At 37.1% G+C, this 23,902-nt stretch carries 25 protein-coding genes and 1 tRNA gene; 17 read left to right on the forward strand and 9 right to left on the reverse strand.

Annotated elements, in window-relative coordinates:
* Positions 1-14 precede the first annotated feature (14 nt).
* Entirely contained in the window at positions 15-656 is a 642-nt protein-coding gene (gene pyrE / locus ABXT51_RS01020) for an orotate phosphoribosyltransferase (protein WP_416695752.1), read from the forward strand.
* A gap of 40 nt (positions 657-696) precedes the next feature.
* Here pyrE and ABXT51_RS01025 read toward each other — a convergent pair whose 3' ends face one another.
* On the reverse strand, positions 697-1,104 hold the full coding sequence (locus ABXT51_RS01025) for an NfeD family protein (RefSeq protein ID WP_416695753.1): 408 nt from the start codon (positions 1,102-1,104) through the stop codon (positions 697-699).
* A gap of 121 nt (positions 1,105-1,225) precedes the next feature.
* Here ABXT51_RS01025 and ABXT51_RS01030 point away from each other — a divergent pair, with 121 nt between their 5' ends.
* The 5 genes from ABXT51_RS01030 (at position 1,226) to ABXT51_RS01050 (ending at position 4,894) form a co-directional block, all read left to right on the forward strand.
* Positions 1,226-2,116: a phytanoyl-CoA dioxygenase family protein gene (locus tag ABXT51_RS01030; protein WP_416695754.1), complete on the forward strand. Its 891-nt coding sequence runs from the start codon at positions 1,226-1,228 to the stop codon at positions 2,114-2,116.
* Positions 2,117-2,167: 51 nt separating this feature from the next.
* Positions 2,168-3,322 (forward strand): gamma-butyrobetaine dioxygenase, encoded by a 1,155-nt coding sequence (locus tag ABXT51_RS01035; RefSeq protein ID WP_416695755.1) that lies wholly within the window; start codon positions 2,168-2,170, stop codon positions 3,320-3,322.
* Complete coding sequence (locus tag ABXT51_RS01040) at positions 3,315-3,878, forward strand: HD domain-containing protein (protein ID WP_416695756.1); 564 nt, start codon at positions 3,315-3,317, stop codon at positions 3,876-3,878. The genes ABXT51_RS01035 and ABXT51_RS01040 overlap by 8 nt, the downstream gene beginning before the upstream one ends.
* Before the next feature lie 95 nt (positions 3,879-3,973).
* Positions 3,974-4,444, forward strand: a complete 471-nt coding sequence (locus tag ABXT51_RS01045) for a type II 3-dehydroquinate dehydratase (protein ID WP_416695757.1) — start codon at positions 3,974-3,976, stop codon at positions 4,442-4,444.
* Positions 4,445-4,894, forward strand: coding sequence for a type II 3-dehydroquinate dehydratase (locus ABXT51_RS01050; protein WP_271556920.1), 450 nt, complete (start codon positions 4,445-4,447; stop codon positions 4,892-4,894).
* A gap of 38 nt (positions 4,895-4,932) precedes the next feature.
* Here ABXT51_RS01050 and ABXT51_RS01055 read toward each other — a convergent pair whose 3' ends face one another.
* The 4 genes from ABXT51_RS01055 to ABXT51_RS01070 all read right to left on the reverse strand — a co-directional run bounded on the left by ABXT51_RS01055 (position 4,933) and on the right by ABXT51_RS01070 (position 9,502).
* Positions 4,933-7,368, reverse strand: a complete 2,436-nt coding sequence (locus tag ABXT51_RS01055; protein ID WP_416695758.1) for a GcvT family protein — start codon at positions 7,366-7,368, stop codon at positions 4,933-4,935.
* Between the two features lie 11 nt (positions 7,369-7,379).
* Positions 7,380-7,967 (reverse strand): CIA30 family protein, encoded by a 588-nt coding sequence (locus ABXT51_RS01060; RefSeq protein ID WP_416695759.1) that lies wholly within the window; start codon positions 7,965-7,967, stop codon positions 7,380-7,382.
* 52 nt (positions 7,968-8,019) lie between these two features.
* Positions 8,020-8,649, reverse strand: coding sequence for a class I SAM-dependent DNA methyltransferase (locus tag ABXT51_RS01065; protein WP_416695760.1), 630 nt, complete (start codon positions 8,647-8,649; stop codon positions 8,020-8,022).
* A gap of 121 nt (positions 8,650-8,770) precedes the next feature.
* Entirely contained in the window at positions 8,771-9,502 is a 732-nt protein-coding gene (locus ABXT51_RS01070) for a phytanoyl-CoA dioxygenase family protein (RefSeq protein ID WP_416695761.1), read from the reverse strand.
* A 253-nt stretch (positions 9,503-9,755) separates the two neighbouring features.
* Here ABXT51_RS01070 and ABXT51_RS01075 point away from each other — a divergent pair, with 253 nt between their 5' ends.
* The gene (locus ABXT51_RS01075) at positions 9,756-10,769 is read left to right on the forward strand and encodes a hypothetical protein (RefSeq protein WP_416695762.1); all 1,014 of its coding nucleotides are present in this window, start codon (positions 9,756-9,758) and stop codon (positions 10,767-10,769) included.
* 266 nt (positions 10,770-11,035) lie between these two features.
* Here ABXT51_RS01075 and ABXT51_RS01080 read toward each other — a convergent pair.
* Positions 11,036-11,125, reverse strand: a tRNA-Ser gene (locus ABXT51_RS01080).
* A gap of 113 nt (positions 11,126-11,238) precedes the next feature.
* Between ABXT51_RS01080 and rpmB the strand changes: the two genes are divergently transcribed.
* A complete protein-coding gene (gene rpmB / locus ABXT51_RS01085) occupies positions 11,239-11,475 on the forward strand; it encodes a 50S ribosomal protein L28 (protein ID WP_271556916.1) in 237 nt (78 codons plus the stop codon).
* 10 nt (positions 11,476-11,485) lie between these two features.
* Entirely contained in the window at positions 11,486-11,641 is a 156-nt protein-coding gene (gene rpmG, locus ABXT51_RS01090; protein ID WP_271556915.1) for a 50S ribosomal protein L33, read from the forward strand.
* Between the two features lie 61 nt (positions 11,642-11,702).
* On the opposite strand, the gene acnB is transcribed toward rpmG, so the two are convergent.
* Entirely contained in the window at positions 11,703-14,261 is a 2,559-nt protein-coding gene (acnB, locus tag ABXT51_RS01095) for a bifunctional aconitate hydratase 2/2-methylisocitrate dehydratase (RefSeq protein ID WP_416695763.1), read from the reverse strand.
* 93 nt (positions 14,262-14,354) lie between these two features.
* Here acnB and purB point away from each other — a divergent pair, with 93 nt between their 5' ends.
* The 4 genes from purB (at position 14,355) to ABXT51_RS01115 (ending at position 18,851) form a co-directional block, all read left to right on the forward strand.
* The gene (gene purB / locus ABXT51_RS01100) at positions 14,355-15,719 is read left to right on the forward strand and encodes an adenylosuccinate lyase (protein ID WP_416695764.1); all 1,365 of its coding nucleotides are present in this window, start codon (positions 14,355-14,357) and stop codon (positions 15,717-15,719) included.
* A gap of 56 nt (positions 15,720-15,775) precedes the next feature.
* Positions 15,776-16,417 (forward strand): 30S ribosomal protein S16, encoded by a 642-nt coding sequence (gene rpsP, locus ABXT51_RS01105; protein ID WP_416695765.1) that lies wholly within the window; start codon positions 15,776-15,778, stop codon positions 16,415-16,417.
* A gap of 4 nt (positions 16,418-16,421) precedes the next feature.
* Positions 16,422-16,940 carry a ribosome maturation factor RimM gene (gene rimM / locus ABXT51_RS01110; RefSeq protein ID WP_416695766.1) on the forward strand — a complete coding sequence of 173 codons (519 nt, stop codon included), beginning with the start codon at positions 16,422-16,424 and terminating at the stop codon, positions 16,938-16,940.
* Between the two features lie 99 nt (positions 16,941-17,039).
* The gene (locus ABXT51_RS01115; protein WP_416695767.1) at positions 17,040-18,851 is read left to right on the forward strand and encodes a SulP family inorganic anion transporter; all 1,812 of its coding nucleotides are present in this window, start codon (positions 17,040-17,042) and stop codon (positions 18,849-18,851) included.
* 52 nt (positions 18,852-18,903) lie between these two features.
* Here ABXT51_RS01115 and ABXT51_RS01120 read toward each other — a convergent pair whose 3' ends face one another.
* The gene (locus ABXT51_RS01120; RefSeq protein ID WP_416695768.1) at positions 18,904-20,082 is read right to left on the reverse strand and encodes an SRPBCC family protein; all 1,179 of its coding nucleotides are present in this window, start codon (positions 20,080-20,082) and stop codon (positions 18,904-18,906) included.
* A 7-nt stretch (positions 20,083-20,089) separates the two neighbouring features.
* Positions 20,090-20,833, reverse strand: coding sequence for a tRNA pseudouridine(38-40) synthase TruA (truA, locus tag ABXT51_RS01125; RefSeq protein WP_416695769.1), 744 nt, complete (start codon positions 20,831-20,833; stop codon positions 20,090-20,092).
* Between the two features lie 98 nt (positions 20,834-20,931).
* Between truA and ABXT51_RS01130 the strand changes: the two genes are divergently transcribed.
* Genes ABXT51_RS01130 through tsaD form a run of 4 tightly spaced genes read left to right on the forward strand, consistent with a single transcriptional unit; the run spans position 20,932 to position 23,812 of the window.
* On the forward strand, positions 20,932-21,294 hold the full coding sequence (locus tag ABXT51_RS01130) for a diacylglycerol kinase (protein ID WP_416678378.1): 363 nt from the start codon (positions 20,932-20,934) through the stop codon (positions 21,292-21,294).
* Positions 21,273-22,028: a biotin--[acetyl-CoA-carboxylase] ligase gene (locus ABXT51_RS01135; RefSeq protein WP_416695770.1), complete on the forward strand. Its 756-nt coding sequence runs from the start codon at positions 21,273-21,275 to the stop codon at positions 22,026-22,028. The genes ABXT51_RS01130 and ABXT51_RS01135 overlap by 22 nt, the downstream gene beginning before the upstream one ends.
* A 37-nt stretch (positions 22,029-22,065) precedes the next feature.
* Positions 22,066-22,797 (forward strand): LPS export ABC transporter ATP-binding protein, encoded by a 732-nt coding sequence (gene lptB / locus ABXT51_RS01140; RefSeq protein ID WP_416652419.1) that lies wholly within the window; start codon positions 22,066-22,068, stop codon positions 22,795-22,797.
* The gene (gene tsaD / locus ABXT51_RS01145) at positions 22,790-23,812 is read left to right on the forward strand and encodes a tRNA (adenosine(37)-N6)-threonylcarbamoyltransferase complex transferase subunit TsaD (protein ID WP_416695771.1); all 1,023 of its coding nucleotides are present in this window, start codon (positions 22,790-22,792) and stop codon (positions 23,810-23,812) included. Before lptB ends, tsaD begins: the two co-directional genes overlap by 8 nt.
* Positions 23,813-23,902 lie beyond the last annotated feature (90 nt).

Consider the following 23,902-nt stretch of genomic DNA (forward strand, 5'->3'; position numbering starts at 1 on the left):
TTTAGGAATAACCAATGGAACAGTATCAAAAGGATTTTGTAGATTTTACGTTAGAAACTGGGGTACTCAAGTTTGGTGAATTCACTCTTAAATCTGGGCGAATTAGTCCTTACTTTTTTAATGCGGGGCTTTTTAATAAAGGCAGTCACTTATCTCAGTTAGGAAAGTTTTATGCTCAAGCTATTGAAGCAAGTGGCCTGGAGTTTGATGTACTTTTTGGACCTGCTTACAAAGGAATTCCATTAGCAACAACAACTGCAATTGCCCTTAATGATAGCCTTGGAAGGAATATTCCTTATTGCTTTAATCGCAAAGAAGTCAAGGATCATGGTGAGGGAGGAAGTATCGTTGGGCACTCATTAGAGGGCGATATTCTCATCATTGATGATGTTATTACAGCTGGCACTGCAATCCGAGAAGCGCAAGATATTATCACCGCCAATGGCGCTAAAACAAAAGGAGTCATAGTTGCATTAGATCGTCAAGAAAAAGGAAATGGAGAGCTTTCAGCGATTCAAGAGGTTGAAGAAATTTTTGGAATTATGGTTTTAAGTATTATTAACTTGTCTCACATTGTTGACTATTTAAAGGATTCAAAAGATGAAGGCACTGTTCTAAGAATTGAGCGCTATAGATCTCAATATGGCATCAACTAATCCAGTTATTATGAAACGTAATATTTATTTATGTAAGTCGTTATTTCGACAGTTCAACAATAAAGGTTGAAGACTCGACACCAATAATTTTTACTGATTGTCCAGCGCTAAGATTTGAACCTTTAGCAAACCAAAGAGACTCTCCTATCTGGACTTTAGCGACTTCATCCTCGATAGATACTATCATGCATTCTTTCCCAATATGTTTCTTTGCTTTATCATGCAGCTGCTCATCTACTGTTTTTACAGGGTAGTATTTTTTTGATAAAAGAGTTGCCACAACTGCAAGAACTATAAAAATCAGCAGCTGTAATAAACCAGAAACATTAGGAAGCAGAAAGAAAATTATACCAACAGTAATTGCTGATGAGCCAATCCAAAGTAGAAATACTGTCCAGACAAATAGCTCTAAAATTATTAAAGCAATGCCAAGAATCAGCCAGTGCATAAAGTTTAAATTTTCAAATAAGAATTCCATGACATAAGATTTTATATTCTTTCTTAAGTTGTATTAAATTTTTCTTTATTTTTTCTTAAATTTAGTACATAATTCGATTTGGAGGTGTTAAATGCAAACTAAAAATACTTTAAAAAACCAAGATTTAATTGATCAATTTCATAGAGATGGATATATATTTCTTGAAAAAGCTCTTACAGAGCCTCAATTATTAGCAGTTAATAATCAATTATTATCTTGGGTTGATGAAAGCAAACTTCATTCAGAGTCTTTTGGTAAGATTAAGGATGGTAGGCCACGTTTTGATGTTGATACAAAAAGCCATAGCGCAGATACGCCGGCCTTAAGAAGAATTACATCACCAGCAGAAATATCAGATTCTTGCCTTGATGTTGTTAAAGACAATAGTGCATTAGATCTTGTTGCTGATATATTTGGGCCTAATATTAAGCACTGGACGAATAAACTAAATCTCAAATTACCCAGCTCAGGGACAGAAGTTAAGTTTCATCAAGATTTTCCTTTTGAGCCCCATTCAAACGAAGATATCATGACGGTTCTTTTTTTTCTAGACGACGTTACACTTGAAAATGGGCCACTTGAAGTTGTTCCAGGTTCACACAATGGGCCTCTTTATTCTTTGTGGCATGATGGAGTTTTTACTGGGGCGGTGGGTTCTGAAATTGAGTTAGCTAATAAAGGTGAAACCGTAAGTTGCACTGGAAGGGCGGGCTCAGCTTGCTTGATGCACTCTAAACTATTGCATGGCTCTAGTTCGAATCGAACAAAATTTCCACGATCTTTATATATTGTTAGCTATACTGCAGAAGATGCAATACCGTTAACTGAAAACCCATTGCCAAGTGACTTAGATGGAATGATAGTTAGAGGTATAAAGACGGATACAGTAAGGTGCTCAAGTTATAGTGTAGAGTTACCAGAGTACCCAAAAGAGGTTTCTTTTTTTGGGCAGCAGGATAAAACTAAGAGCTCAATGATGTAATAATTTTACTGTTCGTAATTATAATTCCTTTAGTTGAATGGCCTTATTCTAATGAAAAGTGATAATTCTATTAATCAGATTAAAAAGTTTCATCTCGCTAATGATGAGCTAGTGATTGATTGGCAAGATGGCAGTCAAAGTAATCTCTATAGTCATTGGCTAAGAGATCATTGCCAAATGCCTCAATCAAGAAATGCTAATAATGGGCAGCGATTATTTAGTGTTATCAACATACCCAAAAATACCTCTATTGAAGAGGTTAAGCAAGATGAAAGAGGTGATCTACATATTCGGTTTATGCCTGAAAATTATTGGTCTATCTTTTCTCAGAACTGGCTATGGATAAACTGTTATAACCTTAATAATCATTTCGATGATAGAAGTGAAAAAAACAAACATTTGTGGCAAAAAAATAGCTTTAAAGATGGCATGCCTAGGACCAAGTATAAAAATTTTCAAGAAACCGATGAAGGTAGGCTAGAGGTTTTGCGTGCAGTTCGAGATATGGGTTTTTGCATTATCGAAGATGCTTCTATCAAAGAAGGGCTTGTTCAATCTGTAATTTCTCAATTAGGATTTACTAGAGAGACAAATTATGGAAAATTATTTGAAGTTCGAACTGAAGTAAAACCAAATAATCTTGCTTATACTAATATGGGTCTTGGCTCCCATACTGATAATCCGTATCGAGACCCTGTTCCAACAGTACAGCTTTTACATTGCCTTGAAAGCTCAACACAGGGTGGAGAGTCAGTTTTGGTGGATGGCTTTAATGCGGCAAAAAAACTGAGAGAAGAAAGCAGTGAAAATTTTGAAAATTTAACAAATAACTGGATTAATTTTCGTTTTTCTGATGATAAAACAGATCTTAGGTCTAGAGTGCCAATGATAGAAGTTAATGATAATCATGAAGTTATCAAGGTGAGATATAACAATCGATCTATCGATACAATTAACCTGCCTTCAGAGAAGATTCGCCCATTTTATTTGGCATATCGGCACTGGGGAGAGGTAATAGAGAGAGATGAGTTAAAGGTTATATTTCAGTTAGTACCTGGGGAAATAATTATATTTGACAACACTAGAGTGATGCATGCAAGGACCGCTTTTTCTGATAAAGGTAAGCGCCATTTACAGGGTGCTTATACAGATTTAGATGGCCTTTATAGTCTTCTTAATATTCTAGAAAATCGAAATAATGACTAAGATTAATAGTGATAATATTGTAAATCATATCGAAGATGTTTTTAAGAGGCGTGGTGCTGAATCCTATTTAGGTGAAGACGTAACAATGGCCCAGCATATGCTTCAAGCTGCACAGTGCGCTGAGCAATCTGGTGCAGATGCCAGTCTAATTGTTGCAGCACTCCTTCATGATATAGGGCACTATAAAAATGAAATACCTGAGTCAGTACTAGCCAAGGGTATGAACAATTTTCATGAAGAAGCGGGCGCTAATTTTTTAGAAGACTACTTTCCAACATCAGTTGTTGAGCCAATACGTCAACATGTTTCTGCAAAGCGCTATCTATGTTCTGTTAAGTCAGACTATTTTGAACGTCTTACACAAGCCTCAATACACACTCTTAATTTGCAAGGTGGCCCAATGAGTAAAGATGAAGTTAAAGAGTTTGAAAAAAATATTTATTTGGATGATTGCATAAAACTACGTTACTGGGATGAGGAAGCTAAAGATCCTTCAAAGTCTCATCCACAATTTTCATACTTCAGGCCTTTAGTAGAGTCATTAGTTCAATATTAGTATTTAACTTAAAAATACTCTCTATTTTTAATCGTCATACATGTCTTCATTGGGAAAGTATAATATTAGTCTAATAAATTAAATTTAACCAGTTAATGAATAACAATAAATTACTAATAATCAATGGCCCTGGGCTTTCCGATTTAAGTAACTTTAATGATTATGGTTATGAGCATCTGACCTTGGAAAAGTTGCAAAACAAATGTTTGGAGACGTGCAAATCATTAGGCATGGAGCTAGATTTTTTTCAAACTGATGATCAGGCTACTTTGACAAAAAAAATAGTTGAAGGAATAACAGAGTGTGATGCATTAATTATCAACCCTGTTGGGTACTCGCATGAATCAACTTTTGATTTAGATGCCTATGCTTCAAATATAAAGTCTGATACCCTTAAAAATAAACCCGTGATTGAGGTGCATATTACAAATATTTTCCATGATAACGAGGGCATCTCTGAGCCTGTAATAGTTTCAAAAAGTGGAGTCGGATTTATATGTGGCCTTGGCGTTCATAGCTATGAACTAGCTATTAGAGCAATTCATGAAAAACTAAACCATAATTAGATGAATATTTACGTAATCAATGGACCTAATATAAACCTTCTTGGAACGCGGGAGCCAGAAATTTATGGCAGCGAAACATTGGGTGATATTGAAAAAAAATGTATAGAGCAAGGCTTAAAAGATAGCCATTCTGTTAAATTTATGCAGTCAAATTATGAGGGCGAAATAGTTGAATGGATTCAGCATGCAATCAAAGAAAAAATCGATGCTATTGTTATTAATGCAGCAGCTTACACCCACACTTCGATTGCAATTCATGACGCATTAAAATCTTTTTCAGGTTTCAAAATAGAGTTGCATATTTCCAACCCACATTTACGTGAATCTTTTCGCCATGTTTCTTATATCTCACCTGTGGTAGATGCTGTAGTTGCCGGTTTAGGTCCAAGTGGGTATAGCCATGTTATTCAATTATTAACAGAGCTAAAAAAACAATATAACGAAGCGTAGATATGTCCTAGTAGGTATTCTAAGATGGGTATTTTTTATTAAGATAAGATTCTACTGAAGTTACTATCATATGGTCCAAATGGAATAACCTCCACTGAGATCATTTCTCCTAATAAATCTAGCAGCATTTGAGTTCCCAGCTCTGATTTTTCTGAATTTACAAATGCGTATGCTAAGTTAAGGTTTACTCTGTGTCCCCAATCACCTGAAGTTATTGTTCCAATGACTTTACCATCCTCCATAATTGAGGCTCCACCATAAGCAGGAGCGTACTTACAAGCAACTTTGAGACATACAAGTTTTTGTTTTGGGCTATTTTTAATGCGATTTTGTAATGCGTCTTTACCAATAAAGTTATCTTTCTTTAGGTTAACAAAACGTTCGAGACCAGTTTCAAAGGGATCAAATTCAGTTAATAAATCTGACTTCCATGCTAAAAATCCTTTTTCCAATCTCATGGACTCTACAGCTCTAGACCCAAACAGCTTCATTCCAAACCCTTTTCCTGCATTAGAGATTGATAGATAGGCTGCATACAGAAATGCATTTGGGACATGCACTTCATAAGCAAGCTCACCTGAAAAACTTACTGACATTACGGTGGCTGGAGAAAAGCCTATGAAACATTCCCTGACACTAAGCCATGGAAAGGCCTCCTTACTCCAATCTTCACGACTACAACTAGATAGAACTTCTCTGGCATTTGGTCCTGCTAAAAGAAGAATAGTTTGGTCATTAGTTAGACTTTTAATTTCAACCTCTTCATCGGCTTTTAAGTGTTGTTTTAGCCAATCCATGTCATGAAACTCAGATGCTGCAGCTGAGCCATACCAGATTCTTTTTGGACCTCGATCTGAGGATGGAAGATTAGAAATTGTTGCTTCACTTTTTATCATTCCAAAGTCATTAAGAAGGTAACCTAATCCAACCCGACCTATCTTGTGAGTAATATTGCCACAAAACATTCGATCAATAAAACTCTCGGCATCTGAGCCACTAATTTCAAAACGGTTAAAGCCATTGACTTCGGTGAGTCCCACATTATTTTGGACATTTTTTACTTCATTTGCGACAATATCAAATGCTTCATCAAAGTGAAATGAAAGCGAAGGATGAAAGTCCTCAGATGGTTTTATGTATTCCACACGCTCCCATCCATTAATGACTGTGAATTCTGCATTTTCTTTTGCCATTACTGGGGTAAGAGGAGTAGTTTTCGCATTGCGAGCAGCTGGGCGATGCTCATGCGGAAAGTGAAAACGGAATTCGTTTTGGTAGTCTTCAATGGCCTTTAGAGAGGTCATCTCAACATTAGCATGAGTTGTAAATCTTCGAGGATCAAGGCACCAGGTATCATAGCAAGCCTCACCATGCACAATCTGCTGAGCGAGAAGCCAGCCATGTCCACCACCTTCACCTAGTCCTGCACGAAGACCAATAATGCAAAAAGCATTCTCCTTGCCTGGAATTTTTCCAACCAGTGGAGCGCCATCAATTGTGTAGGTAATTGGGCCATTAATGATGCTTCTGATTCCAGCATTCATAAGAGCTGGCATGCGCTCAAATGCCCCATCCAAAACATCAGTCACTCTCTCTAAATCATCTGGACAGAGAGCATTTACAAAGTTTGGATCAATGCCATCCATTCCCCATGTCTTACATTTTTGTTCATAAAAACCAATCAAAAGCCCACCCTTATCTTGTCGACAATAATAGTCAGATATTGGGCAACGAAGTAGGGGCATGCGGTGACCTGCCTCAGCTATTTCAGGAATATCTTCTGTTAAAAAATATTGATGCTCCATCGACGCTACAGGATGATGAACTCCCATCATTGCGCCGACTTCATTGACTCTATAGCCGCAGGCATTAACAATAATATCGCAATCAATATCACCATTTTCAGTGGTTACTTTCCAAGTGCCATCTTTATATTGTTTTAGGCCAATGACAGGGGTATTTGTATAAACTTCTGCACCAGCTTGACGCGCTTTTCGGGTCAATGCGTGACACAATTGATATGGATCTATATCTCCATCTAGTGGGTCCCATAATCCACCAATTAAATTTTTTGTTGAGATCAATGGATGACGTCGTTGACACTCCTTTGCATCAATTACTTCAAAATCAACATCCATACCTCGAGCCATTGAAGCGAAGTGATGGTAGCCCTGTATTTGTTCTTTTGTACTCGCAAGTCTTATTCCTCCATCACCGTAATTGTAGTTGATTGGGTGATCTGGATCTTCAGATAATTCTTTGTATAATTTAATTGAATGTGTTTTTAAGCCAACCATTGTTTGGTTCATGCCAAAATTAGTAACCTGTGCCGCAGAGTGCCAAGTTGTTCCACTAGTTAGATCATTACGTTCGACAAGAACAACGTCAGACCAGCCCTCTTGAGTAAGGTGATATAAGGTGGAGCAGCCCGCAATTCCTCCCCCAATAACTACAACTTTCGCTTTTGTCTTCATATATTTATTCTCTAATAGTAAAACTCTATTGTTGAGACTGAGACATCAGCTATGAAATCTTTGCCATAGGCCACAATACCAAATCTTCTAATTTTTTTTGGATCCAAGGCTGAGTCTTTTGACCATCTTCGTTCGAATTTATTAAAGGGCAGGTCAATCATTTGCCATTGTTCATTCGCTATGAAAGTTGTAGCATAATAGTCTGATGGAGACCAGCTTTCATTGGTTCGAATGTGAATATAGTAAGTTTCCCCATTGCCTCTTACATTGAGTCTAACACCTTGAAGGTTTTTACCTTCCTTTTCAGAACTTGCAAATGAGACCCCAGAGCGAAACTGAATAAAGCCACCATTGTTTGCCGTACTAACATTGCCTGTAAGTCTTGCATAATAGGTTTCTCCATCTTGTTCAAGTGTTACTTGGCCATCCGATACCCCGCCCATTACTCGATCACTAGTGTACTGCCAGTATTTACCACTATCAGCATTAAATGGGAACGATAGGTCTTCAACAGCAATCGCTTTTGAGTTAATAGTAATCATAACTATTAAGGATAAAAAACAACTTATTTTTGAAATTTTTAATGAATTTATCAGCATATGAGATAATAGTCAGATCAAATAAAAATTCTATTATATGGGGATTTAATACTTATTTTTTTCTAAATACTGTGATAATTACTTGGTCACTTCCATGGTCTTTATCTGGATTATTTCCATAAACATCTACTTCATGGAAAATTGGCTTAGTAATATTTTTTTTAATTTCTATAAATTTTTTATCAAAACCAGCCTTTTTAAATAACTTATAGTGAATCGTAAAAACAAAAAGACCACCAGAGCGAGTAACCCTTAAAAGCTCATCTAATACATTTGGCCCAACATGCCCATGAGTAAAAGTTCCTGCACTTACAATTGCTCCATAATGATTATCATTTATCAATAATCTTTTCGTTAGGTCTGCCTCGATTATTTTTGAATAACAATTTTTTACTCTAGCAATTTCTAGCATTTCAGGAGAAATATCAATAGCATCTATTTCGCTTGCACTCTGGTTTAAGCATTCTCCAATCAGACCTGTTCCTGCACCAACATCAAGGATAGGAGTATCTTTATTATTAGAATATTTAGCAAAATATTTAGCTATTTCTATCGGAGAGCGGTAGTCATTTTGCTTGGCAAAATCATCATCATATGTAGATGCCCAAGTTTTATATAAATTTATTGAATCCTCAGGAGTTTTCAATGAATACGCATCTTTTAAACCTTTTTTTTCAGTCATCTTAAGATTGTATATCAACTTTAACTAAAGTCCAAATTTCGTTTGATGTGTGATGAAGGGATTATTAATAGTTAGCTGAGTTCAATAGAGGGCCTTCAATAACTTCAAATTAGTAATTAATTTAAATTTGAATTGCTTGATTTCTATTTAAACCTGTATTTGGATCGATAATTGGCTCCGATGAATATTGAGCTAGATAAGCTGTTCTTGTTTTGGATGATTGATTTGCTCCAGAGGCATGAGGCGTAAGACTAGAAAATACCACAAGAGCCCCTGCAGCAACATGCAAAGTCTTTGCTTTGGCTTCATCAACCTCAATAAATAGGTCTTTTGATTTGTCTGACCATTGGTGAGTTAATACTTCTGCAGTGGTCCCTATATTTGTAGGAATAACCGATAAAGGTCCATTCAATGAATGGGTATCATCAAGCGCCAGCCAAGTTGTCAAATAAGGCTTGCGGTCAAAATTTATGTATCCTGAATCTTGATGCCAATTAAAACTCGACTGCGTGTTAGGCTCTTTCATTACGAATTGTTCATTGAAAATAAATGCATCGCCATCAAGTAACTTTGTAACAACTTCCTTTATAGGTTTGCTTTTAAGGTATTTCTGAATTGCAGGATAATAGCTACTTTGATTTTTAATAAACTTTCGACCAGCTTTTGAAATATCACCATAATGCTTATTGTTATATGATTGCTTAACTCTATTCGATTCTTTATCAATTTCTTTAAAGATGTTATTGAGTGATTCTTTAAGCTCTAACAATACTCCTGAGCTAACAAAGTCTTCTAATACGAGAAAGCCTTGAGATTTGAATTCATTGACTTTTTGTTGTGTTAATTTTTGCATGATAGAATTATATTCCAGATTGAACTAAAGTCCAAACTTCGTTTCATCTGTGAGGGAGGGATTATTAATAGTTAGCCGAGCTCAATGAGCCTCCCCCCCCCATAGCCTTCAAAGTCTGAATAAATATGGGAGGGATGGTTGCTCTGAAGTTGGTATGTATAGCTATAAATTATTATTTATACATATGTAGTTCATTATGATGTTTATCTTTCCCTAGCTATGGATTACAATACTTTTTTTTAACATAAAAATCATGTATTTAAGGCTATTAGTATCTAGTATTTTTTTAATCTTAACTCTCACCTCAACAGTTGCAAATGCGAATCATGATCAATGGGGTTGTGTAAAGGATGCCTCTGGTAAAATTATAACCCTTGATGCTCCGGGAGATGTTAACGGAGCAGTTGTCAGAAATGTGGATGGGGGCTCTCTCGACCGTGCCTGTAATGAAGACCCTCTAGAAACCTGGATTAAAATTTATAAGATAGGTTTATGTAAACAAGATACTTCTCATAATGATTTAAGTTCTTGTCAATTTATTGTGAATTCAACTGAGGGCATAGAGCACACTATTAAAAAGTTTACTTCTAGCCCCATTAATACTGATATATTAACAATTAAGCCAGGTAGTTATGATTATGTAGCGGTTGTTATTAGTAATAAGTTTGGCTCTAAGATTTCCTTTGAAACCACTAATACAATCGAAAGTGGTAACCCATATACAGGCTATAATCTAGGCAAACATTGCTGGTCAAGTCTCCCTGGGCCAACCACTATAAATAATAATGACACGCTGTTTTTAGATCATGCTCAAGCAGTAGTAGGTGCAGATGCATATCTGATGGAGTGTAACACTTCACCAGGAACGCCTCAATGGACCTATGAGATTTTGAATGACCTTTCGCGAGAAGATGATTGGAAGCTTGGTATGTGCCACCACCCTGATACTAATGCAAATCAAACGGATGCAGAAGGTGATAGGCAGGATTACGGCTTCATTAAAAATGGTAATTTTTTTGTGAACCTTTTAAAGATGGATAATTCATTCGCAACAGCTTGTGAAAATTCTGCAAAATTACTAATGACGACTGCTTTAAATGAGACTTTCACTGTTACAAATAAAACTCTGTACCAGCTTAATTTTCAACAAGATAATATCAATTTTATTGAGTTTCTATCTTGGGGGGAAGCTGCTTATCCTGATCCTTTTTTATGGAAGATAGGAATTGATATACCAAAATTGTATTTGAGTGTTTCTGAGCCATAAGTAACAGATTATATTTTTAATACAAATTTTTCTAAGTAACCAAACTTGCCGCTATTAAAATCATGAATTGTTTTTGTTTATTGTGACTTGAACCAAAGTCCAAATTTCGTTAATTAAGTGAAGACAAGAATTGATTGCAAAATAATCTTGCAATTTTAATATTGAAAATATTGCCCTAATGTTGCTCTAATTAGATAAAAATAACCCTATTTAGAAACATTTTAAGGCAACAATTTTTTTGGGGTTCTTTAGTATAGGGGTTTAGATGGTGGAGGGACAGGGATTCGAACCCTGGAAGGGGATTAACCCTTGCTGGTTTTCAAGACCAGTGCATTCGACCACTCTGCCATCCCTCCAGAAGATGGGTATGATACAGTTTTTATCAATAAAGTAAATCAAATTTATATAAAAAAACCGCAAATTTTTGCGTATAATTTCCCTTTTTTAGAATTTTGTTAAGGTAGTCGTTATGGCAAAAGTATGTCAAGTAACTGGTAAGCGACCAATAAGTGGAAATAACGTTTCACATGCTAACAATAGAACGCGTCGTCGTTTTTATCCAAATCTTCACACACACCGTTTTTGGGTCGAAGCTGAAAACCGCTTTGTTAAGTTAAAGCTATGTGCTAGGGGTCTTCGTATCATCGATAAGAAAGGGATCGATGAAGTTTTAGCAGAAATCCGTGGACGCGGCGAAAAGGTATAGGGAGTAACTTATGAGAGAAAAAATTAAATTAGTATCTTCAGCAGAAACAGGTCATTTTTATACGACTACTAAAAATAAGCGTATTCATCCTGAAAAGGTAGAAGTTAAGAAGTTTGATCCCGTGGTAAGAAAGCACGTGATGTATAAAGAAGCTAAGATTAAATAATTCTTTATAAAATATTATTAAAAAAGCCGCTTTCTAGCGGCTTTTTTAACGTCTAATCTATTTAGCTTTGAAGAATATTTTCAAGCGGGACCTTTGAAGCTGATTTTTGGTAGTCAGCAATCTTATCAAAGTTCAGGTATTGATAGATCTCACCAGACATAGGCTCTATATCTTTCATTAAAGATAGATATTCTTCAGGAGTTGGAATGTAACCTAGTTTTGCTGATATTGCAGCAACCTCAGCAGAGGCTAAGAAAACATTACTATTATCACCAAGTCGATTTGGAAAGTTTCTTGTTGAGGTTGAAACGACTGAAGCACCTTCTTCCACTCTTGCCTGGTTCCCCATGCAAAGTGAGCATCCAGGAACTTCGGTTCGATCTGTTAACCTTTCAAATGTTTCATAAATGCCTTCAGCCCTTAGTTGTTTTTCATCCATTCGTGTTGGAGGGACTACCCATAAGACTGTATTTAACTCAGTTTTATCTTTTAGTAACTGAGCTGCAGCTCTAAAGTGTCCAATATTAGTCATACAAGAGCCAATAAAAACCTCATCAATTGAAGTTTTGGCAACCGATGAAAGAAGTCTGACATCATCTGGATCATTTGGACAAGCTAGAATTGGTTCTTTTATTTCGTCTAGATTTATTTCAATTACTTCAGCATACTCACAGTCTTTATCGGCCTTAAGAAGCTCCGGATTATCAAGCCACTTTTTCATATCTTGGATTCTTTTGGCAATGGTTTTTTTATCATCATAACCAGCATCAATCATTGAGCCTAGAAGAGTAATATTTGAAGTTAAGTATTCTGCGATTGGCTCCTTGTTAAGCTGAACAGTGCAGCCATTTGCAGATCTTTCAGCAGTAGCATCAGCAAGTTCAAATGCTTGTTCAACTTTAAGATCTCCTAGCCCTTCAATTTCTAAGACACGACCAGAAAATACATTCTTTTTATTAGATTTATCTACAGTGAGCAGACCTTTTTGAATTGCAACATAAGGTATGGCATTGACTAGATCTCTTAAGGTGATTCCAGGCTGCATATTTCCCTTAAATCGAACTAAAACCGACTCTGGCATATCCAGTGGCAAGACTCCAATAGAAGCTCCAAAAGCAACTAATCCAGAGCCCGCGGGAAAGCTAATGCCGATTGGGAAGCGTGTGTGTGAATCTCCACCAGTTCCCACAGAGTCAGGCAAAAGCATACGGTTTAGCCAAGAATGAATAATGCCATCTCCTGGTTTTAGCGAAACTCCACCTCGAGAATGCATAAAATCTGGAAGAGTGTGCTGAAGCTCAAGGTCGATAGGTTTAGGATAGGCCGCTGTATGGCAGAAACTTTGCATTACAAGGTCTGCAGAAAAACCTAAACAAGCTAACTCTTTTAATTCATCACGAGTCATAGCGCCAGTAGTGTCCTGAGAGCCAACAGTGCTCATTCGAGGTTCACAATAAGTCCCTGGCCTAATGCCCTTAACTCCGCAAGCCTTGCCTACAATTTTTTGAGCTAAAGTAAATCCTGCAGAACTATTTTTTGGGTCAACTGGACGCAGAAAAACATCACTTACATCTAAGCCAAGCTCAGATCTTGTTTTGTCAGTAAGTCCTCGTCCAATAATAAGGGGAATTCTTCCTCCTGCACGGACTTCATCTGGCATTGTGCTGGGCGACAGGTTGAAAGTTGAGACCGTATCACCTGATGCATCTTTAATAATTCCTTCATAAGGATAAATTGTAATTTCATCACCCATCTGAAGCTTCGAAACGTCACATTCAATCGGAAGTGCTCCAGAATCCTCTGCGGTATTAAAAAATATTGGTGCAATTTTCCCTCCTAGAACTATGCCGCCACTATTTTTATTAGGGATGAAGTCTATGGACTTACCCATATGCCATAAAACTGAATTAATTGCGGATTTACGCGAAGATCCCGTTCCAACTACGTCACCAACATAGGCTAAAGGAAGTCCTTTTTCTTTAAGCTGCTCAATTTTTTCAAGCGGCTTATCCATTTTTTTAATAAGCATTGCTTTTGCATGAAGAGGAATATCAGGGCGAGACCAAGCTTCAGTAGCAGGCGAGAGGTCATCTGTATTTGTTTCACCATCTACGCGAAAAACTACCGCTTTAATGCTTTCAGGAAGAGGCTCTTTCGACGTAAACCAGTCAGCTGAAGCCCAAGAATCAACTATCTTTTTAGCATACTTGTTGCGAGTTGATTTTTCTACAATACTCTGGTGTGCTTCATAGATAAGGATGGTGTGAGAAAGTGCTTTGCATGCTTCCTCAGCAGTTTCATCAATATCAAGTAAGTCAATTAATGAAGTAATGCTGTATCCACCAAGCATTGTTCCTAATAAAAATGTAGCATGCTTTTGTGAAATAGCCTTACAAGACTCATCACCTTTGGCAATACTTGTTAAAAATCCAGCCTTTACATAGGCCGCCTCATCAACCCCAGGCGGAATTCTATGTGTTAATAAGTCTAGATAAAAGTCATCATCTAAGCCTGAAATGAGGCCTTCAACTACTGACTTGGTTTGTTTTGCATTAAGTACTAGGGGAGGAAGGTTTTCTGCTTTTCTTTCATCGCAATGCTTTAAGTAGGCTTCTTTCATAATAATACTGACTATTAGGTGTTTAAATAAAAGAGTATAATTTTATCCTTTTTAATATGAAAGCTTAAATCTTTTAAAGCAATAGTTCGTATTATGACATTTGATAACCTCACTTCCATTTCACCCATTGACGGTCGTTACAGCGATAAAACAAGCCCACTTAAAGCAATTTTTAGTGAATTTGGGCTAATAAAGTACAGACTTCTTGTTGAGGTGCGATGGTTAGAAGCAATGTCAAACAATCCACATATTTCAGAAGTGCCAAAATTTAGCCCTCAATCTAATGCAGCTCTATTAGCTATTGCAGATAACTTTTCATTAGAAGATGCTAAATCAATAAAAGAAATTGAAAGAACTACTAATCATGATGTTAAGGCTGTTGAATACTTCCTTAAAGAAAAAGTCTCCTCAATCCCTGAGCTTCAAAAAGTAAGTGAATTTATTCACTTTGCCTGCACTTCAGAAGATATAAATAATCTGTCACATGCCCTAATGCTAGAAAATGGAAGGCTTGTCCTTCTTGAAGAAATGAATGTCACGCTAAGTTTAATAACAAAACTAGCAAAAGATAATGCAGAAGTTGCAATGCTTTCTAGAACCCATGGTCAAACTGCATCACCAACCACTCTTGGTAAAGAGATGGCAAATTTTTCTTATCGACTAAGCAGACAAATTGACCAGCTTAGTGCAGTTCAGATAATGGGCAAGTTTAATGGCGCTGTTGGAAATTTTAATGCCCATGTAAGCGCATACCCAGAAATTGATTGGCAAAATGTTTCAAAGGATTTTATTGAAAAGCTCGGTATAAATTTTGCGCCTTATAGTTCTCAAATTGAGTCGCATGACTATATTGCTGAGTATTTTCATGCATTAAATCGCTTTAATACAATTCTAATTGACTTTTGTCGTGATATCTGGGGCTACATTTCGTTAGGCTACTTCACTCAGAAAACAATTGAGGGAGAGATTGGTTCATCGACTATGCCGCATAAAGTTAATCCAATTGACTTTGAGAATGCTGAAGGAAATCTAGGTTTAGCAATTGCAGTTGGTGATCACTTTGCAAAAAAACTTCCAATTTCAAGGTGGCAGAGAGATTTAACAGATTCTACTGTATTAAGAAACTTAGGAGTTAGCTGCGCCCATAGTTTAATTTCATATGCATCGATATCTAAGGGCATTGGAAAGTTAGAAATTAACGAGAGCAAGTTAACTGAAGACTTAGATAAAGCTTGGGAAGTTTTAGCGGAGCCAATTCAAACAGTTATGCGAAGGTATGGTGTTGAAAATCCTTATGAAAAACTTAAGGCTTTGACTCGTGGTAAGCAAATTGATTCTAAAATAATAGATGACTTTATAAATACATTGGAAATCCCCGCAGAGGCTAAAGAAGAGCTTCGTAAGTTAACCCCGATGAATTATATTGGTAATGCGATTAATTTGGCACGTGACATTTAAAACTGATATAATTTCTCGCCTTAATATTTCAACAATCTAAAAGGAGCAAAAAACCCATGGTTAAGATTAGACTAGCCCGAGGTGGAGCCAAGAAAAACCCTTTTTATTCGATTGTAGCAACTGACTCTAGAAAGAGAAGAGATAGTGGTTACATTGAGCGTATTGGATTCTTTAATCCAGTTGCTCGCGGACAAGAAGTCAGGCTTCAACTAGAAGAAGACAGACTGTCACATTGGATTTCACAAGGCGCACAGATTTCTGATCGCGTAAAACAGCTTGTGAAAGAATACAGAGATCCTTCAATTCGTGAAAAACAATTAGCCAAACATGCAGCTAAAGCTGATGATAAAGCTAAAAAAATTGCAGCTGAAGAAAAAACTAAAGCAGATTCAGAGGCTAAAGAAGCGGCAGAAGCTGCTTCGGCAGCAGCTAAAGCCGCAGCAGAAGCTCCAGTAGAAGAAGCCGCAGCAGAAGCTCCAGTAGAAGAAGCCGCAGCAGAAGCTCCAGTAGAAGAAGCCGCAGCAGAAGCTCCAGTAGAAGAAGCCGCAGCAGAAGCTCCAGTAGAAGAAGCCGCAGCAGAAGCTCCAGTAGAAGAAGCCGCAGCAGAAGCTCCAGTAGAAGAAGCCGCAGCAGAAGCTCCAGTAGAAGAAGCCGCAGCAGAAGCTCCAGCAGCTGAAGAGAAGCCTGCAGAAAAATAATTTGGTGTCAAAAGCGCCTAATTTAGACGATAAAAAGCTATTAGTCGGAAAGATTAATGGCTTTTTTGGTTTACAGGGCTGGGTAAAGCTCTTGTCTTATACTGATCCAAGAAAAAATATTCTAAGCTATCAACCATGGTACTTCTTGAGTGACGGGGCCTATGAAAAAATTGAGGTAACGAATGGCCGCGAGCAGTCCAAAACCATTGTTGCCCATATTAAGGATATTGATAATCGAGAACAGTCTCAGGTATTTATTGGAAAAGATATATATATTGATAAAGAACAACTGCCTAAGCTAGTTCCAGGTGAGCATTATTGGTATGAAATGATTGGTTTTGAGGTAATTAACCAGCACAATGAAAAATTAGGCGTAGTTGATTACTTTGTTGAGACAGGATCAAACAATGTTTTAGTCACCAAAGGCAAAAAAGAATATTGGATTCCCTATATTGAGCCATTTTTAATTTCTACTAATCCAGAAACTAAGCAAATTATTGTTGATTGGGATGAAGATTTTTAATATAGTGTAATTTTCATAAGTTTAAGTAAAAATCTCTTGTCTGACTGTTTTAGTTTGGTAGACTTAAATTTTAAATACTAAACTTCAGAAACATATTTCATGAGCTGGATAACAAAACTCTTTCCATTTTTGTTATGGATTAAAGATTTAAGCAATCCCAAAACTTTGAAAGCGGATATTTTAGCCGGCCTTACTGTTGGTTTTGTAATCGTTCCTCAATCAATGGCATACGCACAGTTAGCTGGATTAAGCCCTCAATATGGTCTTTATGCTGCATTTTTGCCAGTCTTAGTTGCAGCAGTTATGGGGTCATCCAGACAGCTTTCTACAGGCCCAGTTGCGGTTGTATCTTTGTTAACGGCGGCCGCACTTGGGGAAATAGTTACTGATCCATCGAGCTACGCAGTTTATGCAGCATTACTGGCGCTAATTGTAGGAATATTTCAGTTTTTATTAGGCGTTCTTAGGCTAGGTTTTGTAGTTAATTTTTTGTCACACCCTGTAGTAACTGGATTTACAAGTGCAGCTGCAATTATTATTGGAGCATCTCAGCTACCTAAAGTTTTTGGTATAAGGGTTATAAGTTCAAATGATTCGGATTGGGTAAGTGCTTGCCAAGCACTTTCTATTCCTGAAAGAGTTGAGAGTGTAGATGTTGGAGGCCTTCATACGATTTGTAACGCAGACCAAAGCTATGAAACTATTGCCAGACTTCTTGAAGCTGCACTTTATTTCACCCATCTTCCTACATTAGGTATGGCGTTAATGGGCGTAGTTGGAATTTTAATATTGCAGCGTTTTTTCCCTAGACTGCCTGCGATTCTTACGGTAGCTGTTCTGTCAACAGCAGCTTCATTCTTGATTGATTATCAAGGGATGGGAGGGACCATTGTAAATTCAATAAACATAAATGGTTTGTTTAGCTTTAAGATACCGCGATTCGACTTTAATGTTATGGGAACATTATTTGTCTATGCAATTACAATCTCATTAATTGGCTTTATGGAGGCAATATCGGTTGCTAAGTCTATGGCAGCTTCGACGAAGCAGCGCCTAGATGTGAATCAGGAACTTATAGGTCAAGGACTATCAAATGTTACTGCAAGCTTCTTTCAGGGTTACCCTGTCTCAGGTTCTTTTTCGCGTTCAGCGGTTAATTTAACTGCAGGTGCAGTTACTGGCTTCTCATCCGTAGTAACAGCAGCTATTGTTGGTATAACTATTCTTTATCTGACGCCTTTGCTTTATCATCTTCCCCTCGCTACTCTTGCTGCTATTATTTTAATGTCAGTAGCAAGTTTGATTCATTTTGCTCCGCTTAAGCATGCATGGAAGGTTGAGAAGCATGATGGACTGGTTGGCTTATTAACGTTTGTGATGACTCTAGTTTTTGCACCGAATTTAGAAAACGGTATCGCTTTTGGGGTGATTATGTCTCTAGGATTATTTTTATATAGAACTATGGAGCCAAATTTTTCTGAATTATCAGTTGAACACGGCTCGATTATTGCCTCAAGGTTTGCGGATGACTCAAATGAAGCTAGCAATGTTGTTAAAGTTGCAAAATGGAGTGGGTCGCTTTATTTTGCTAATGCAGCATATTTTGAAACTAAGTTGCTTGAATTAATTGCTAAAAATAATGAAGAATTAAAATACATTATTGTTGATGTGGCTTCAATTGTTCAGGTTGACGCATCTGGTGAGCAAGTTTTATCTGGCTTAATTGAAACATGTTCAAATTCAGGAGTTGAAATTCTTTTTGCTAGAACTGAAAGATTAGAAGCAGAGTTGTTTCGCTCTGGCTTCAAAAAGCGATTTGGTGATAATCGATTTTTTGATTTAAGAGCGGATGCCTTGAAATATGTTTGGCAAGAGCTAGAAGATAATAATAATGAGGTTGAGCAACAATAAGTGTTTTACTTTAGTTAAATTTTCAATATTAGATTCGTTTTTTAGTGATGCATTAACTGGATATTCTTGAAAGATACTTAGTGAACTGCCAAAGATTTTTCTCAATTGGATGAAGAGTTCCCTTGGGTAATAATTGAGAGCTTGAGCCACGATAAAGGCCTTGAACAAGAGCTTTATCCTCACTATTTGCAGTATTCATGTAGTCAGCCATTTGCAACACCCAAGCGCCATATTCTGCTGTTGGAACTTCTGCTAATATTTCTGGTGGAACGGCCACCCCCCAAGTTGCTTTAAAGCGTCCAATGCCATCTGGCATAACTGAAACCCACCATAAATAATCTGGCATAAGGGTAACCAAGTGGTTAGGAAAAATACAAAAATCAACCATCGTACGACGCCATTTATCTTTCAGCTTGGTATTATTTGGGTGGGCAGAGCCAGGACCACTTTCTGTCTCTTGGGGGGCGTAATGATAGCAATAATGATCACTATCCTCACCACAGATATAGTCTTCTATTGGTTTTTTGTGATTAGCAAATGTTTTTTGATGCGCAATTGGAACATGGTAGCTCTCAGTAAAATTTTCAATTAAGTTTTTCCAGTTTGCATCCCAGGACATGCTCTCACGCATTATAGTTTGATAGCTACCCATGTCATATTGCCCAACAATATTTTTATGTAAACCCTCGAGTGCAGAGGAAACTTTTTTATTGGGATTTTTTGCTAACGATATGTATATAAATCCTTCCCAGATCTCGGTATGAAGAGCTTTTAAATGATGCTTTTCAATATCAAAATTAGTCTTCATCTCCATAAATGGTGCATGCTTTAAGGACCCATCTAGCCCATATGTCCATGCATGATTAGGGCAGGTAAAAGCAAAAGCATTGCCAGCTAATTTTGGTACAAGACAAGTAAATCGGTGGGCACAGGCATTTACAAATCCCAGAATCTCATTAGATTCTTGTCGAATAATTACCACAGGAGTGCCGGCTATGTCATGGGTAAGGAAGTCGCCAGTATTTGGAACCTCATCAGTACGAGCAATACAAATCCATTCCTGATTGAAAATCTGCTCTTGTTCATGATTATAAAATTCGACAGAGTGGTTTGCTGCAGCTGGAATCGGTGATGCTTCTTCAAATGATTTTTTAGCGGATTCATCTATAGCCTTGATGACGCTTTTAAGCGGAGAATTAGAGTAATGGTTCAAGTAAATTTCTACTGACATAAGATAATTATATATTTTGATAGTGAGCTTTTACAAAGTAGAGGCCTTGCGGTTCTGCAGTTGGCCCTGCTTCTTTTCGATCTTTACTGTCTAATACTGATAGCATCCATTCAGTACTTTCCTCTCCCCTACCAACCTTTAAAAGTGTTCCTACCAAGTTGCGAACCATATGATGCAAAAAAGCATTTGCTTTAACCTTAATAATTAGATCGTCACCTATTTCATCAATTTGAAGGTATTCGATTGTCTTAATAGGAGATTTTGCTTGGCACATGCTTCCTCTAAAGCATGAAAAGTCATGCTCACCGACCAAAAAAGCTGCTGCTTTTTTCATGTCATCAATATTAAGGGACCTAGGCTCCCATAAATAATAGCCAGTCTTTAGTGATGACCTAACAGGATGATGGTGAATTTTGTATTCATAAGAACGTGCGTATGCATTAAATCTTGCATGAAAATCATCATTCACTTCCTTAGCCCATTTAAAATTTACATCACTTGGTAGGTTCGCGTTCCCACCAAAGAGCCAGGCTCCATCGGTCCTACTCGTTTGCGTTTCAAAATGAATGACTTGCTCTTGTGCATGAACGCCAGCATCGGTTCTGCCACTACAAAATACTCTTACAGGGTGATTTGCTATCTTAGATAAAGCAGGCTCAACAACACCTTGGACTGTTCTTAGGTCAGATTTCTGGATTTGCCATCCATGAAAATCCGTACCTAAATATTCAACACCAAGTGCAATTTTCATAAGCAACCGCTAATTTTTTTTATTGTAAAATCGATAATAATATTTTAACAAACTATTGTAACTATCTAAATGAGTCTATTCTGGATAATACGAACTTTATGAAAGAAAATAACAAGCCTACGGGCATTAAAAAACTTTGGTCTGCTTCAATCTATTCTGCAAAAGGCTTTAAGGCTTGCTATCAGTCTGAATATGCATTTAGACTTGAAGTGTGGTTGGCAGTTGTGCTGACTCCACTTGGTTATTGGCTTGGCGAATCACCAGTTGAAAAAGTACTTCTTATTACGCCTATATTTTTAGTTTTGATTGTTGAAATGTTAAACTCAGCAATTGAGGCTGTTGTTGATAGGATTAGTCTTGAGCAGCATGAGTTATCAGGCTTTGCTAAGGATGTTGCATCAGCAGCAGTTTCAATATCTTTAATTATTTTCATATTTACATGGATCATTATTCTTCTCTAAAAAGCCTGATTGGAAATGATCTAGAGTGTCATTATTTTGATTCTCTAGAGAGTACTAGCTCCTTTCTAAATAGTTTGCCAAGCTCTAATATAACGCAGCTATGTGTCACGCGAGAGCAAACTCAGGGAAAGGGCCAGCATGGTAGAGAATGGTTATCTCAGAAAGATGGCAGTATTCTTCTCTCAATTCGTCAAACATTTGGAATTGATATTAATTTAAGCGGCTTAAGTTTAGTTGTTGGTTTGGCAATTATTAGGGCTTTAGAGAAAGAATGTAGAATTGATGGGTTTAAAATTAAATGGCCTAATGATATTTATTTTAGGGGAGCAAAATTAGCAGGAATTTTGTTGGAAAATAGTATTCAGAATGGATCTCAATCTGTCATTATTGGGGTAGGTCTTAACTATCATTTAGAGCAAGAAATGTCCTGCGATATTCCTTGGATTGATCTTTCAAAAATTACCAAGACATTGCCAGATATTCATGAACTTACAGCATCAATTATTAATAATATCTTATCCATGTCAGCTTATTTTAAATTAAATGGTTTATCAGGTCTCCTTTCTCAATGGGATCAATACGATATGCTTAAAGGTGCAAAGCTAAAATCAATAGAATTTGGCAAATCTTTTGAGGGAGAGGTGGTAGGAATTTCCAACCAAGGCGCATTAAAAGTTTTAACAGAAAATGGCACCAAGGAGCTCTATAGCTCCAAGAATATTGAATACATTTAGGGTAAGATAGTTAACAGTATTAACGTATTGAAATAGAATGTCACAACATAAATTAGAAGTAAAAAATCTTTACAAAAAATACGCAAGACGAGTGGTCGTTAATGACGTCTCATTTTCGGTTAGTGCTGGAGAAATTGTTGGCCTTTTGGGCCCTAATGGTGCAGGTAAAACTACATGTTTTTATATTGCGTGTGGGTTAGTCAGATCGAGTAAAGGCGAGGTTATTCTTGACAATAAAAGTATAGGCCATATGCCAATTCATAAGAGAGCTAATCTTGGTATTGGTTATCTTCCACAAGAGCCTTCAATTTTTAGAAAATTAAGCGTCCAAGATAACATCATGGCTGTTCTTGAAATGAATAAATCAATCTTACCAAAGGATAGAGCTCGTCGACTCGAAGAGCTTTTGTCTGAATTTAAGGTTGAACATGTTCGTCATATTAAAGGTATTACCTTGTCTGGTGGTGAGAGAAGAAGGGTAGAAATTGCTAGAGCATTAGCGATGGATCCAAAGTTTATTTTGCTTGATGAGCCTTTTGCTGGCATAGATCCAATATCTGTTGGTGATATACAAGAAATTATTTATCAGCTCAGAGATAAGGGAATTGGTATTCTGATTACTGATCATAACTATAGAGAAATGCTTGATACTTGTAATCACTCTTATGTTTTAAGTGCTGGAAAGATAATTGCACAAGGTGGAAAGGATTCTATCTTGGCAAATGAAGAGGTAAAGAAGGTTTATTTAGGTGAAACGGCAGGTGGCTAATAAAAATTTAATTACATTGGGGATTGAGTCCTCATGTGATGAAACAGGAATAGGAATTTATAGCAGTAAAAAAGGCCTTATTTCGCACAAACTTTTTTCTCAGGTTGATTTACATGCTGAATATGGGGGTGTGGTTCCAGAACTAGCTTCGAGAGACCATATTCAAAGAGCTCTTCCTTTGATTAAGGAAGCGCTTAGTGATAGTCACATTCAATTAAAGGACCTTACAGGCATAGCCTATACAGCTGGACCAGGATTGTCCGGAGCTTTATTGGTTGGAGGTTCTATTGCTCAGAGCCTAGCTTGGGGGCTTGGAATTCCAGCTCTTGGAGTTCATCACATGGAGGGCCATCTTTTAGCTCCTTTATTGGAGGTTGATAAGCCACAGTTTCCATTTGTAGCGCTTCTGGTTTCGGGTGGCCATACTTTACTTGTCGAAGTTACCAGAATAGGTGAATATAAAATCCTTGGCGAATCATTAGACGATGCAGTTGGTGAGGCTTTTGATAAAACTGCAAAAATACTCGGTTTAGGTTATCCTGGTGGTCCTGCACTTGCTAAACTTGCAACGAAAGGCATTAAAGATAGATTTATCTTTCCTAGACCAATGACAGATCGGCCAGGCCTTGATTTTAGTTTTAGTGGTTTAAAGACATTTGCTAAAAATACATTTATTGAGTTTCCAAATGAAAAAGAAGATATTGCAAAAGCTTTTGAAGTTGCTGCAACTGAAACGCTAACAATTAAATGCAGCCGTGCGCTCAAATATACTGGGTTTAAAACTTTGGTTGTGGCTGGAGGAGTTAGTGCTAATCTTTCACTACGTAAATCCTTAAATGAAATGACTGAGAAACTTGGTTCCAATGTCTTTTATCCAGCACTTGATTTTTGTACAGATAATGGTGCTATGATTGCTTTAGCAGGTCACTACCGCTTTCTTGCTGGGCAGACTAATGATCATTATGAGATATCAATTAAGCCTCGCTGGAGTCTTGAAGAGCTTCAACCAGTTTAGATTTTTGCTAGCTAAATTTGCCTGTATTGCTATTTAAAGCAATCATTTGGCGGATTAAGGTGCATATAATATAGTTGTCAATTAAATTAA

It is taken from the genome of Candidatus Pseudothioglobus sp. Uisw_050_01 (assembly GCF_048085775.1).
In the GTDB taxonomy this organism is placed as follows: Bacteria; Pseudomonadota; Gammaproteobacteria; order PS1; family Pseudothioglobaceae; genus Pseudothioglobus.

Coding starts and splice junctions, on each gene's coding strand:
- pyrE (WP_416695752.1), top strand. CDS start 15: ATGGAACAGTATCAAAAGGATTTTGTAGATTTTACGTTAGAAACTGGG.
- ABXT51_RS01025 (WP_416695753.1), bottom strand. CDS start 1,104: ATGCACTGGCTGATTCTTGGCATTGCTTTAATAATTTTAGAGCTATTT.
- ABXT51_RS01030 (WP_416695754.1), top strand. CDS start 1,226: ATGCAAACTAAAAATACTTTAAAAAACCAAGATTTAATTGATCAATTT.
- ABXT51_RS01035 (WP_416695755.1), top strand. CDS start 2,168: ATGAAAAGTGATAATTCTATTAATCAGATTAAAAAGTTTCATCTCGCT.
- ABXT51_RS01040 (WP_416695756.1), top strand. CDS start 3,315: ATGACTAAGATTAATAGTGATAATATTGTAAATCATATCGAAGATGTT.
- ABXT51_RS01045 (WP_416695757.1), top strand. CDS start 3,974: ATGAATAACAATAAATTACTAATAATCAATGGCCCTGGGCTTTCCGAT.
- ABXT51_RS01050 (WP_271556920.1), top strand. CDS start 4,445: ATGAATATTTACGTAATCAATGGACCTAATATAAACCTTCTTGGAACG.
- ABXT51_RS01055 (WP_416695758.1), bottom strand. CDS start 7,368: ATGAAGACAAAAGCGAAAGTTGTAGTTATTGGGGGAGGAATTGCGGGC.
- ABXT51_RS01060 (WP_416695759.1), bottom strand. CDS start 7,967: ATGCTGATAAATTCATTAAAAATTTCAAAAATAAGTTGTTTTTTATCC.
- ABXT51_RS01065 (WP_416695760.1), bottom strand. CDS start 8,649: ATGACTGAAAAAAAAGGTTTAAAAGATGCGTATTCATTGAAAACTCCT.
- ABXT51_RS01070 (WP_416695761.1), bottom strand. CDS start 9,502: ATGCAAAAATTAACACAACAAAAAGTCAATGAATTCAAATCTCAAGGC.
- ABXT51_RS01075 (WP_416695762.1), top strand. CDS start 9,756: ATGTATTTAAGGCTATTAGTATCTAGTATTTTTTTAATCTTAACTCTC.
- rpmB (WP_271556916.1), top strand. CDS start 11,239: ATGGCAAAAGTATGTCAAGTAACTGGTAAGCGACCAATAAGTGGAAAT.
- rpmG (WP_271556915.1), top strand. CDS start 11,486: ATGAGAGAAAAAATTAAATTAGTATCTTCAGCAGAAACAGGTCATTTT.
- acnB (WP_416695763.1), bottom strand. CDS start 14,261: ATGAAAGAAGCCTACTTAAAGCATTGCGATGAAAGAAAAGCAGAAAAC.
- purB (WP_416695764.1), top strand. CDS start 14,355: ATGACATTTGATAACCTCACTTCCATTTCACCCATTGACGGTCGTTAC.
- rpsP (WP_416695765.1), top strand. CDS start 15,776: ATGGTTAAGATTAGACTAGCCCGAGGTGGAGCCAAGAAAAACCCTTTT.
- ABXT51_RS01115 (WP_416695767.1), top strand. CDS start 17,040: ATGAGCTGGATAACAAAACTCTTTCCATTTTTGTTATGGATTAAAGAT.
- ABXT51_RS01120 (WP_416695768.1), bottom strand. CDS start 20,082: ATGTCAGTAGAAATTTACTTGAACCATTACTCTAATTCTCCGCTTAAA.
- truA (WP_416695769.1), bottom strand. CDS start 20,833: ATGAAAATTGCACTTGGTGTTGAATATTTAGGTACGGATTTTCATGGA.
- ABXT51_RS01130 (WP_416678378.1), top strand. CDS start 20,932: ATGAAAGAAAATAACAAGCCTACGGGCATTAAAAAACTTTGGTCTGCT.
- ABXT51_RS01135 (WP_416695770.1), top strand. CDS start 21,273: ATGGATCATTATTCTTCTCTAAAAAGCCTGATTGGAAATGATCTAGAG.
- lptB (WP_416652419.1), top strand. CDS start 22,066: ATGTCACAACATAAATTAGAAGTAAAAAATCTTTACAAAAAATACGCA.